This window comes from Asanoa siamensis (assembly GCF_016862555.1).
GTDB lineage: Bacteria > Actinomycetota > Actinomycetes > Mycobacteriales > Micromonosporaceae > Asanoa > Asanoa siamensis.
Genome location: NZ_BONE01000040.1, coordinates 51,635 through 63,932 on the forward strand (window position 1 = coordinate 51,635; position 12,298 = coordinate 63,932).

Sequence of the window (12,298 nt, forward strand, 5' to 3'; positions counted from 1 at the left end):
CGTTGGATCAGTGGATCAAAGGGTGGCGCACTGGCCGCCGCGCGGGCCGTTGACCTTGTTGGCGACCTCGAGGTTGGTCGGGGCCGGGGCGTTGCCGGAGCAGTTCAGCGGGCCGCTGACACTGTTGCCGGCGACGTACGGCGCCGCACCGCCCTTGTTGTTGACCAGGTTGACCGGGCCCGACACGTTGGTGCCGATGACCGAGACCGGGCCGTTGGTGTTGGCGACCTGCAGCGGGCCGCGCACCGTGCTGTCACCGAAGAACACACCGGCGGCGGAGGCCGCGTTGACCGGGCCGCTGATCGTGGTGTTGGTGGCGACCAGCGTCGCACCGGCGCGGAGGTTGACCGGGCCGTTGACGGTGGCGCCCGACAGGCAGGCGAAGCCCGAGACGGTCAGCGGGCCGTTGTGACGACCGGTGAACGTCGGGTAGACCCGCTCGCCGCTGACCCACTCCTCCTCGGCCTGCTCGTCCAGCAGCAGCGGGATCAGGCCCCGCTCCGGCTGGGCCAGCGGCACGATGTAACCGTCCGCGACCTTGACGACCTTCCAGCCGTGGGCCGCGATCCGCTCGGCGACCGTGGCGCCGACGTCGTTGGGACCGTCGGTACGGGCACCGTTGTACTGCGCCTCCGTGAGCTTGTAGGCGCACGGCGCGTTGTCGAGGATCATGTCCGGCGTCGGCAGGTCCTCGCGCGGGCCGGCCTCACCCGGGTGCGGCGCCGGGTGCAGCGGGATCACCCGCGAGCCCCGGAAGACCAGGCGGCCGTTGTTGCCGGCCTGGAACTCGATCGCCTCGCCGCGGGCCGTCTTGATCTCGCCGACCTGGGCGTGGTGGTAGTCCATGAACTGGTTGAACGTCCACAGCGCCGAGAAGGTCTTGCGGCGGCGGTTGTTCGCGGTGTTGCCCTCGTCCGGCCGGGTCGCGCCGCCGGAGCTGCGCAGCTCCAGGAGCGAGTTGACCGTGTTCTTCAGGCCGAGGGTGTTGCGCAGGATGGTCTCCTCGGACAGGCCGACACCGCTGCCGTTCGCGCAGCCGTACGGGCAGGCCCACCAACCGTCCTTGGCGCCCTCGACGTACATGTGGTTCTCGATCATGTCGAGCGACTCGTCGAAGATCTGCTGGGCCACGTTCTGGTGGCGCGGCGGCAGCATCGGCAGGTCACCCGCCTGGCTGTTGCCGTACTCGTGGCCGTCGTAGCCCGCCACGGGCCGGTAGTCGCGCAGCATCCGCACGTACGCCGCGGTCTCCGGCTGGCGGATCAGCGAGTAGTCGCGGTTGAGGTCCTGCCCGGTGGTGTTGCCCCGGGTGTTGGCCGCGCGGCCGTCACCGTTGATCGTCGGGACGATCAGGACGGTGGTCTTCCGGAGCAGGTCGAGCGTACGGGCGTCGTTGCTGAACGCGAGCTGGCGAGCCATGATCAGGCAGGCCTCGCGGTCGCCCGGCTCGTTGCCGTGCACGTTGCAGTTGACCGCCAGCGGCGACGTCGCGGCCACCGCGGCCGGGGTCGCCGGCGGGGTCGGGTAGCCGATGACGAACATGTTGATCGGGCGGTTCTGGACGGTACGGCCGATCTCGACCACCCGGACCCGCTCGCTGAGCTGGTCGACGGCCGCCGTGTAGGCGTACTCCTCGACATCGCTCGTGTACTGCGCGGCCTGCGTGGTCTCCCACTGCGTCCGCAGGTTCTGGCCGGCGACGGCCGGGTCACCCCACGGCGCCTTGGTCGTGCCGGTGACGGGCGTCGAGTACGGCTGCTCGGTCGTACCGATCCGGGCCCGGACCCGCCACTGGAACCGGTCGCCCGGGTTGAACCCGGCGTCCGCGAAGGTGGGGGACTCGTTGTTGACCTGGCGGTTGGGCCGCCATACGCCGACGACGCGCGCGGTGTCGGTCGGCGTGCCGGCGGCGTCGACCGCCGTGCGCTCGATCTGGTAGTCGGTGGCTCCGTCGACAGGGGTCCAGGCGACGGTGGCGAAACCGTCGGCCTGGGTGACGGAAAGGTCGGTGACCTGGTTTGCTTCAGCCGCGAACGCCGAGGTGGACGTCACGACGGGGGAAAGCGTGGCAGCGAGCAAGGCGGAAAGTCCGACGACTAGCGACCGCCGATGTTTCAACTGGACCTCCAGGTTGGGGGAACCTGTCTCGAAACAAGACATCGGTGCCCGTCAGCCTGACTGTCCTCATGGTCCATCGCAACGATCTTGAGTAAGTCTTGAGCGTTTCCGAATGTTCGGTGGGGTGCACATGGAAGGGCTCCCACGCCAGCCCGTACGGGCGTGCGGGTTGTCAGATGACAATTCGGTTACGGAAGTGGGCTCAGTTCGATCTCGCGCGGCGGTGCGGCCGCGGGCCGCTGTGCCGGCGGCTCGTACGCGGCGACGCCGCCACCGCGGCGCTTGGCCACGTACATCGCGATGTCGGCGGTGCGCAGCAACTCGCCGGAGCCGTTGTGGGACAGGTGCGTGCCGGTCACGCCGATGCTGACGCCCAACCGGATCTGGGTCTCGCCGAGGTGCGACGGGCAGGTGACCGCGACGTGGATCCGCCAGGCCAGGTCGGCCGCCTCGGCCAGGGAGGCGCCGGGCAGCAGGATGGCGAACTCGTCGCCGCCCAGCCGGGCCAGCACCTGCTGCGGCGTCAGCACGACCTTGATGCGGTCGGCGGTCTGCGCGAGCACCTGGTCGCCGGCGGCGTGCCCGATGCTGTCGTTGACCTCCTTGAACCCGTCGAGGTCGAGCAGCAGCAGGGAGGCGGGCCCGGCCAGCGCGTCGAGGTGCTCGTAGAGCGCCCGCCGGTTGGGCAGCCCGGTCAGGTCGTCGGTGCGCGCCTGCTGGTGGACGTCGCGCAGGTCGCGCAACTCCCGGAAGGTCAGGCTGGCGCGGCCGAACGCCGCGAGCACGCAGGCCGCGGCGAGCACACCGCTCCAGGCCGGCAGCCGGCCCGACTGGCCGATGGCCAGCAGGAGCACGCTGCTGACGGCGAAGAACGCCGGCACGGACAGCATCGCCCAGCCCACGATGGACGGAGCGGAGCGCTTATCGGACCGGCGGCGCTGCGGAGCCGCCGCGGGGGCGAACGCCAGCAGGGTCGGTAGCGCGAGGGAGAGCACCAGCGGGAAGCCAGGCTCCGCGAGCGCGCCGCCGGAGTGACCGGGCATCGACAGCCCGTCTGCGCTGCCGGCGGCGGCGAACCCGGCCACCACCAGCAGAAGGGTGCGGTCGAGGCGGCGCCCGCCGAGCGTGCCGCCGATGACCACGAGGAGGATCAGGACCAGGAAGACCAGCAGGCCGGCGAGGTGGACGCCGAGGCCGCGCTGGCCCGGGGTGCCGAGGCTGGCCAGCGCCGCGATGCCGAGCCCGGCGACGACGCCGTCGAGCCAGATGCCGTCGTTGAAGACCGGCCGGTCGGAGCGCAGCAGCAGGCCGACGAAGAGATAGAGCAGCACGAAGCTGAGCACCGAGAGGATGTCGGTCACCGGGCTGTGCGCCGGCTCGCCCGTGGCCCACACCTCACCGAGGCCGGCCGTGGTCATCGCGAGCCCGGCGACGGCCCAGGCCGCCCGCCGGGGCCGGCCACCGCGGGACCGCCGCAGGCAGAGGGCCGCGCAGGCCGCGTAGGGGATCGCGATCAGCACCGCGGACAGGGGCGACGGCGCGCCGCTGCCGAGCGTCGTCACCAGCCCCAACACCGGTAGGGCGGCGACGGCGGAGGCGCGGAGAGCGCGTTCCACGCGGCACATATAGAGCATCTTCCTCGCGTGCACGCGGAACCCGCAAGAGCAAATGCACGTGCAAATGCGCTTGGTCGCAGCCGGTTCACCGCGATGGCCAGCTAGGCACCAGCTGCGAATGTAGACATTCCACCCAGGACAGTCGCGCGAACGTGCATCTTCCCGTGAGAATGCACGTGCATTAGGCTCTCGGCCGGCGGGCGTGACCCGCCGCACCCGTACTCCGGAAGGTGATCATGAAGATCCACAATGGTGTCGCGGCTCCCGACCTGGGCGACGTGACCTGGGTGAAGAGCCGCTACAGCGGCGCGCAGGGCAACTGCGTCGAGCTGGCCCGGCTGACCGGCGGCGCGGTCGCGGTCCGCAACTCGCGCGACCCGCGGGGCCCGGCGCTGGTGTTCACTCCCGCCGAGATCACGGCGATGTTCGCCGGCGTGCGCGACGGCGAGTTCGACCACCTGATCGACTAGGGCCTGTCCTGGACAGTGGACATGGACCGGTAACCGCGGCGTCACGTACGCTACGGGTCGATCAACGATCGCCAACCCGAGGAACCAGATGACCGCCCCGGACGCCGTCGGCCCCACGGCCCGGCGCATCGCCGTCGGCGCGCAGCTGCGCCGGCTCCGCGAAGCCGCCGGGGTGTCCAGAGAGGACGCCGGCTACCACGTCCGCGGCTCCGCCTCGAAGATCTCCCGCATGGAGCTCGGGCGGGTCGGCTTCAAGGAACGCGACGTCGCCGACCTCCTGACGTTGTACGGCGTGGCCGATGAGTCCCGGCGCGAGGCGTTGCTGGCGCTGGCCCGCGACTCGCGCACCGATGGCTGGTGGCACCGCTACGACGACGTCCTGGAGAGCTGGTTCGGCACCTACGTCGGCCTGGAGGAGGCCGCGAGCACGATCCGCGCGTACGAGGTGCAGTTCGTGCCCGGCCTGCTCCAGGTCGCCGACTACACCCGCGGTGTGGTGGTCTCGGGCCTCCCGGAGACGCCGGCGGCCGAGGTCGACAAGCGGGTCAAGCTGCGCCTCGAGCGGCAGCGCATCCTCGACCGCGTCCCGCCGGCCACCTACTGGGTGGTGATGGACGAGGCGGCCCTGCGCCGCCCGGTCGGCGGCCGCCCGGTCATGCGCCAGCAGCTCGCGCACCTGCTCGAGATCTCCGAACGCCCGAACATCACGATGCAGGTGATGCCGCTCGCCCGCGGCACGCACACGGCCGACGGCGGCGCGTTCAGCATGCTGCGGTTCGCCGACCCGGACATCCCCGACATCGTCTACGTGGAGCAGCTGGTGAGCGCGCTCTACCTGGACAAGCCGGAACACGTGGAGCGCTACCGCCAGGCGATGGAACGCCTCACGGTCGCCGCACTGTCCCCTTCGGACACCACCGATTACCTGGCGAAGCTGCTCGAATCGACCTGACCCGCCGCTAGCCGGAACGGCCATCCGCCGCGCGACGTGCGGCCAGGTGCATGATCATACGTTCGGACGAAGTTTCGTAGCGCACGGTGACCGCCGGTTGTCGCGTTCCGTGATAAGCCGAGCCAGGGCAGCGCGCCGGTCCGGTTACCGAACCGCCTTCCGGCCCTGTTGCGCAGTGCGCAAAGCATCCAACGATCTGCATCCGGCTATATGCTCCCGCCAACTGGTGCCGGGAGATCATCCCGCACCGCCGACTGCGGGGGAGTCGCCTTGTCCGGATGGACGCGCTTTGCCGTGCCTGGCTTCGGGACGGGCCTGGCCACCACGAGATCGTCACCTCGTACGCTCCGGGCGGGCATGGTCCTCCTGCTGCTGGCCGCCGGGCTGACGATGCCGGCCTCGACGGTCGTGCCGCCGGCCGTGGCGGCGCTCCCGTGCGCACCGGCCAAGGGCTCCGAGAGCCAGGCGGTCGCCGAGGCCCGGCGCTGCGGCACGGAGGTCGCCGTCACCGGACTGACCACCGGGACGACCGAGGTGGTCGCGCGCGCTGACGGGCAGCTCGAGGCCACCGTGCACGCGGGCATCGTGCGGGTGCGCCGCGGCGACGCCTGGGTGCCGGTCGACCTGACGCTCGCGCCCGGCGCCGACGGCGCGGTCACCGCCAAGGCCGACCCGTTCGACGTGCGGGTCTCCGGTGAGCGCGGCGCGGGCGGCGAGTTGGCCTCGCTGGCCGGCAAGGCCGGCCGGGTGTCGCTCGGCTGGGCGGGCGCCCTCCCCGCACCCACGCTCACCGGCAACCGGGCGACCTATGTGGATGCCCTGCCGGGTGTCGACCTGGTCGTCGACGTCCGCCGGACCGGCCTGGAGACGCTGTTCGTGGTCAAGGACCGTGCGGCGCTGCCGCACGTGCGCCGCCTCAGCTTGGCGATCACCGGCGGTGGGGTCGCCGGCCACCGGGTCGACGCGGGCGGCGCCACCGCGCTCGTGGACGCGGCCGGCCGGACCGTCGCCACGGTCCCGGCGCTGGAGATGTGGGACGCGAAGACGACGCGCCTCGCACCGCAGGAGCCGCCGACCGTCCGCGTGGCGTCCACGATGGAGCGCACGGCCGAGGGCGTCGCCCTCGCCCTGACGCCGGACGAGAAGTGGCTGAGCGCGCCGGAGCGGGCCTTCCCGATCACGATCGACCCGGAGATCAACCCGGTCCAGGACACCTTCGACACCTGGATCCGGGCCGGCACGACCGCCGACCAGTCGACCGCGGAGGACCTGCGGGTCGGCCGGGAGGGCTCGACCGGCCCGGTCACCCGCACGCTGGTGCGGTGGCACAGCTCGGCGTTCGTGAACACCCAGGTCACGTCCGCGACGAGCTACTTCTACAACTGGTACTCGTACTCGCCGGGCTGTGTGGCGGCGGCCTGGCAGGTGTGGAACACCAGCGCCTTCGACGCCACCACCCGGTGGGCGAACCAGCCGACCTGGCTCGACAACGACCCCAACACGGCGGGCGACCAGCCGGCCGGCACCTCCACCGCGACCCGCGGCTACGACGCCAACTGCGACGACGCGTGGGTGTCGGTCACGTCCACGAACTTCTTCAGCCGGGTCGCCCGGGAGGGCCAGGCCAACGGCTACATGGGCATCCGGGCCGCGGACGAGACGGTCGTCGGCGGCTTCAAGCAGTTCCGCAGCGACAACTCGGGCGGCACACAGACCGCGTACTCGCGGGTGGTCTACAACCGGCTCCCGACCGCGGCGTCGCTGGCGACGACGCCGACGTCGACCTGCACGGGCACGGTCACCTCGCTGGGGACGATGACGCCGACGCTCAAGGTGACCGCGGCGGACCCCGACGGCGGCAACCTGACGGTGCGCTTCGAGTGGTGGACGCAGACCGGCACCTCGGCGCTCGGCACGACCGCACCGGTCACCGTCGCGTCGGGCGCCGTCGCGCAGGCCGCGATCCCGGCGGGCGGCGTCCCGCTCGCGGGCACCTACCGCTGGCGGGCGCTGGTCGCCGACGCGACCTACACGACCTACTCACCGTTCTGCACGTTCGCGCTCTACGAGTTCGCCCCGCCGGCGGTGGGATGCGTGGCGGGCGCGGAGAACGACTACAACGGCGACGGGGTCACCGACGTGGTGATCGCCGACCCGCGGGCGACGGTCGGCGGCGTCCGGGACGCGGGCGCGGTCTACATGGTGGACGGTGCGGGCAGGGGCACGCGGACGCTCGACGAGTCGCTGGCCGCGATCCCGGGCGACCCCGGCGAGGGTGACCGGTTCGGCCACGCGCTCGCGACCTACGACGCCAACCGCGACGGCTGTGCCGACCTCGCCGTCGGGGTGCCGTACGAGACCGTGGCGGGCGCGGTCCAGGCCGGCTCGGTGCGGATCGTGTTCGGCGCGCCGGCCGGGCTCGGCACCGGCCCCGCCACCATCTCGATGCAGCAGGGCACCGACGGGACGCCCGACACCCCGGAGGGCCACGACTGGTTCGGCTTCGCACTGGCCGCCGGCCGGATGCCCACGGGCGAGGGCTTCCTCGTCGTCGGTGCGCCCGGTGACGACATCTCGGGCCAGACCGACGCGGGCGCCGTCCACTATCGACGGCCGGGCGTCAACGTGTGGCTCACCGGGACGTCACCGGCCGGGGCCAACCGCGACGACCGCACGGGGTACGCGCTCGCGGCTACGCCGTACCACTGGGGTGTCGCTTCTCCGGGTGAGAACCGTAACGGGCAGCCGTTCGCCGGCGCGGTCTGCGTGCTGACCCACACCCTGACCGGCGGCGTGCCGACCTCAATCACCTGCCCGTCGCAGGCCGACACGACCGTCACGGACGACCCCGACAGCAACGACAACTTCGGCAAGTCGATCGCGATGGCCCCCTACCGGGCGCCCGGCGCACCGGCCGGTCAGATCGACTCGATCCTCGTCGTCGGTGTCCCGGGGGAGAACCAGACCGCGACGAACATCCAGGACACGGGCCTGATCCAGCAGTTCCGGGTGACCAACACCGGCGTCACGGAGCTGCCCTGGATCGACCAGGCCACCGCCGGCATCACCTCCGCGCACGAGGAGGGCGACTACTTCGGCGAGAAGGTCCACGTCGTCAACACCGCCCCGGCGGCCGAGGTCACCACGGAGACGCTCCTGGTGGCGGTCGGCATCCCCGCCGAGGAGTTCGGGCCCGACCAGGCCGAGGACCACGGCTCGATCCGGGTCTTCCCGGCCGGCGTCGGCGCCGGGCAGATCCAGGAGGTGATCGTCGAGCGGGAGGGTTCGCTGCCCGGTCCACGGGTCGCGAAGGAACTGCTCGGCACGGCGCTCGGCGGCACCTCACAGCGGCTCTACGTCGGCGCACCGTACGGCGACGGCACGGTGTGGGCGATCCCGTGGTCGGCGTTGGCCGCCGGCTCCGCCACACCCAGCCACAGCTGGCAGCCGGGCACCTCCGGCCTGCCGACCGACGGGGTCCGCCTCGGCGCGGTGATCCGATGACCCACCACCAGGACGACAGCGCTGCTCGGCACGAGACATCGGGGAGAGGCACGGGGATGGGTGTGCGCGGAGGACGGAAACTGGCGGCCCAACTGACCGCGGTGGTGGTGCTCGCGACCGGCGTCGGCCTGGCGAGCCAGCAGGCCGGGTCGACCGTGCCGCCGGCGCAGGCACAGCCGCCGGCGGTGCTCGTGACCGAGTCGGACACGCTCAAGCAGACCGAGGCCGACGCGGTGGAGGCCGCGAAGTCGGGTGGGCGGGCCGTCGAGGTCGGCGCCTACCGGGGTGAGCGCCGGGACGTGTGGGCCGAGCCGAACGGCTCGTTCACGGAATACACCCATCAGCAGGCCGTACGCGTGGTCAAGAACAAGCGGTGGGTCGCGCCGGACGCCTCGCTCGAACGCCACCCGGACGGCACCGTGACACCGCGCGCGGCCACCTACGGGCTGCGCCTCTCCGGCGGCGGCAGCGGGCCGTTCCTCACGGCGGAGCGGGCCGGGAAGTCGATGAGCTTCACCTGGCCCGACGGTCCGCTGCCCGCGCCGGTGCTCGACGGCGACACCGCCACCTACGCCGAGATCGAGCCGGGCCTCGACCTGGTCGTGCACGCCGGCACCGAGAGCTTCTCGCACGTGCTGGTCGTCAAGGACGCCGCGGCCGCCCGCCGGGCGAGCGTCGCGAACCTCGCACTGGGCCTGCGCACCAACGGACTCTCGGTCGACGACGCCGGCGGCGGTCGGCTCGTGGCCGTCGCGGCCGGCGGTGGCCGGATCTTCGAGGCCGCCGAGCCGCACATGTGGGACGCCGGCGACGGCACCACCGAGGAGGACCTCACACAGGCCGGCGCGGCTGCCCGGGCCCTCGGCGGGACCAGCCGCGTGCGGACGCCCGCGAAGGGCGCCGAGCCCTCCCGGGCCGCGCCGATCACGGCCCGGAAAGCGGCGCTCAAGGTGCGGGTGACGGACGACACGCTGCACCTCACGCCGGACGCCGCGCTGCTCGCCGACCCGAAGACCCGCTACCCGGTCTACATCGACCCGATCTGGAGCAGCACCACGAACTCCTACTGGGCGATGGTCGACTCGGGCTACCCGAACGAGAACTACCCCAAGTTCGACAACAAGAGCGACGAGCGCGCCGGCTGGTGCCAGCCCGACCCGAACTGCAACAACTCCGACATCAAGCGCCTGATGTACGCGCTGCCGTCCAACTACAGCGGCAAGACGATCATCAAGGCCGAGTTCCAGGTCTCGCTGGTGCGCGGCTGGAACAACACCGCCCGCAACGTCCGGCTCTACATGATGGGCGGCGGCATCAGCTCGTCGACGACCTGGAACAACATGCCGAGCTGGGCGACGCACATCACGACGCGGAGCCTCGGCGCCGAGCAGGGCTGCGGCTCGTCGACGCGAAACTCCGTCTTCGACGTGACCAGCGTCTTCAACGGCACCGGCGAGAACAGCCGTGCCACCACGACGTTCGGCATCCGGATGGAGACCGAGAACAACAACCAGCACTTCAAGCGGTTCTGCAACAACGCCCTGCTGCGGGTCAACTGGAACCGGGCGCCCGCGAAGCCCGCGGCCGGCGACCTCACCTCGTCGCCCGGTGGCGCGTGCGTCAACGGCACCGGTCGCCCGTACGTCGACACCCTGCCCCGCCTGTCGGCCGTGCTCCGCGACCCCGACCACCTCTCGGGCGGCGCCGCCGAGAACGTGCGCGGCGAGTTCCGGGTGCGCTGGACCCCGACCGGCGGGACCCCGCAGACCGTCACCTGGACGTCGGGCTACAAGGCCAGCGGGTCGCGGCTGGACTACACCGTGCCGGGCACGATCCCGCAGAACGTGGTGGTCCAGTGGGACGTCCGCGCCTCCGACGGCACCGCGTGGGGGCCGTGGAGCAGTGAGAGCGGCGGCAAGCTCTGTGAGTTCATGTACGACGCGACGACACCGACACCACCGCTGGTGAGCTCGGCGGAGTTCCTCGAACCCCATCTGATCAACTGCGCGACCTACTCCGACGCGACCTGGCGGGACGGGGTCGGCGTCCAGAGCACGTTCACGTTCGACTCCGCGGCGTCCGACGTCGTCGAGTACCGCTACGGCATCAACACCAACCCGTCACCGACGAACGTCCTGCGGCCGGCGGTCGACGGCGGGCCGGTGACCATGCGGTTCGTCGCCCAGGAAGAGGGCGTCACGTTCATCACCGTCGAGGCGCGGGACCGGGCCAACAAGTCCAGCGCGATCGCCAACTGCTCGTTCCGGGTCTCCCCGGGCGCTGTCCCGGTCGCCGAGTGGCACCTCGCCGACGAGGACGACGCGACCGAGGCGGCCGACGAGCGGGGCGGCGCTCCGGCCACCAGGCACGGCGCCGAGAACGTCACGTTCGGCGTGCCGGGGCCGGGCGGTCCCTCCGACCGCGCCGTGCGCCTCGGCGGCCAGGACGGTGCCTACCTCGCCACCACGGCCGGCGGCGTCGTCGACACGACGAAGAACTTCGCGATCTCGGCCTGGGCCAAGCTCGACGAGCTCGGCCGGGACCAGACCGTCCTCTCCCAGGACGGCGCCGGCGAGCCCGGGTTCGCGCTCGGCTACGACGCGGGCAACAACAAGTGGGAGCTGAAGCTCCCCACGACCGACGTCGAGTCGCTTGGCGACTGGACGGTGCACGGCGGCACGCCGCAGGCCGGCGTCTGGACCCACCTGGTCGCCGTCTTCGACGCGTCGGCCGGCACGGTGGCGTTGAGCGTCAACGGGGTACGCACCCAGGCCGAGCGCCGGTCGCGGTGGAACTCGCACGGCCCCGTGCAGATCGGCCGCCGGCTCGAGCAGGGTCGCTACAGCGGCTACTTCAAGGGCGACATCGCCGACGTCTCCATCTTCAACCGGCTCGTCGTGCCGGTCGAGGGCGGTCCGATCTCCGAGGTCAAGGCGACCCGGGTCGGCTACTGGCCGGTGAACGCCGCGACCGGTGGCAGCAGCCCCGCGACCGGCGGCGGCCAGGCGCTGACGCTCGGCGGCGGTGCCCAGATCGCGCTGGACGACCCGATCGGCGACCCGCCGGTCTTCCCGATGCTGGGCCTCGGTGAGCTGCGGCTCGATGGCGTCGACGACTACGCGGCGACGGCCACCGCGCCGGCACCCACCGACCACAGCTTCTCGGTCGTCGCGCGGGTGCGGGTCGCCTCGCCCGACGGTGGCCAGCCGGCCGCCGCCGTCCTCTCCCAACCCGGCACGCAGCAGAGCGCGTTCGTCGTGCGGCGCAACGCGGACAACCGGTGGAGCCTCGCGATGACGACGGCCGACACGGCCGGCGCCCAGGAGGTCACCGCCTACGACTCGCAGATCGACATCAGCAACGACCTCTTCGGACAGCTCCTGGCGTTGACCTACAACGCCTTCACCAACGAGGTCCGGCTCTACGTCGACGGGCAGCTCGCGGCGACCGCCCGGGCCACCCACACCGCCGCCTGGAACGCGACCGGCGGGCTCCAGGTCGGGCGCGCCTTCGTGGACGGCTCCTGGCAGGAGTACTTCGACGGCGCGGTCGACGAGGTCCGCGCCTACTCGGGCGCGCTCGACGCCACCACGATCCAGCAGCTGAACCTGCCGATCGAGAAGGAGACGCTGTGAACC

The 12,298-nt window shown here is 72.0% G+C and carries 6 protein-coding genes; 4 read left to right on the top strand and 2 right to left on the bottom strand.

Translation table 11 applies throughout. From position 1 onward, the window contains the following. Positions 1–15: 15 nt before the first annotated feature. Positions 16–2,052, bottom strand: coding sequence for a M14 family zinc carboxypeptidase (locus Asi02nite_RS23750; protein WP_239126987.1), 2,037 nt, complete (start codon positions 2,050–2,052; stop codon positions 16–18). Positions 2,053–2,306: 254 nt separating this feature from the next. After that, complete coding sequence (locus tag Asi02nite_RS23755; RefSeq protein WP_203716107.1) at positions 2,307–3,734, bottom strand: GGDEF domain-containing protein; 1,428 nt, start codon at positions 3,732–3,734, stop codon at positions 2,307–2,309. Between the two features lie 236 nt (positions 3,735–3,970). Here Asi02nite_RS23755 and Asi02nite_RS23760 point away from each other — a divergent pair, with 236 nt between their 5' ends. From Asi02nite_RS23760 to Asi02nite_RS23775, 4 genes are all read left to right on the top strand, one after another. After that, a complete protein-coding gene (locus tag Asi02nite_RS23760) occupies positions 3,971–4,204 on the top strand; it encodes a DUF397 domain-containing protein (protein ID WP_373312319.1) in 234 nt (77 codons plus the stop codon). A gap of 88 nt (positions 4,205–4,292) precedes the next feature. Continuing rightward, positions 4,293–5,156, top strand: coding sequence for a Sco1979 family transcriptional regulator (locus Asi02nite_RS23765; RefSeq protein ID WP_203716108.1), 864 nt, complete (start codon positions 4,293–4,295; stop codon positions 5,154–5,156). A gap of 357 nt (positions 5,157–5,513) precedes the next feature. Further along, the gene (locus Asi02nite_RS23770; protein ID WP_203716109.1) at positions 5,514–8,660 is read left to right on the top strand and encodes a VCBS repeat-containing protein; all 3,147 of its coding nucleotides are present in this window, start codon (positions 5,514–5,516) and stop codon (positions 8,658–8,660) included. Positions 8,661–8,716: 56 nt separating this feature from the next. Further along, positions 8,717–12,295 carry a LamG-like jellyroll fold domain-containing protein gene (locus Asi02nite_RS23775; protein ID WP_203716110.1) on the top strand — a complete coding sequence of 1,193 codons (3,579 nt, stop codon included), beginning with the start codon at positions 8,717–8,719 and terminating at the stop codon, positions 12,293–12,295. The last annotated feature ends 3 nt before the right edge of the window (positions 12,296–12,298 follow it).

Excerpts from the sequence above, each read along its gene's own strand:
- Asi02nite_RS23765 (WP_203716108.1), top strand. The coding sequence starts at position 4,293 with ATGACCGCCCCGGACGCCGTCGGCCCCACGGCCCGGCGCATCGCCGTC.
- Asi02nite_RS23775 (WP_203716110.1), top strand. The coding sequence starts at position 8,717 with ATGGGTGTGCGCGGAGGACGGAAACTGGCGGCCCAACTGACCGCGGTG.
- Asi02nite_RS23770 (WP_203716109.1), top strand. The coding sequence starts at position 5,514 with ATGGTCCTCCTGCTGCTGGCCGCCGGGCTGACGATGCCGGCCTCGACG.
- Asi02nite_RS23760 (WP_373312319.1), top strand. The coding sequence starts at position 3,971 with ATGAAGATCCACAATGGTGTCGCGGCTCCCGACCTGGGCGACGTGACC.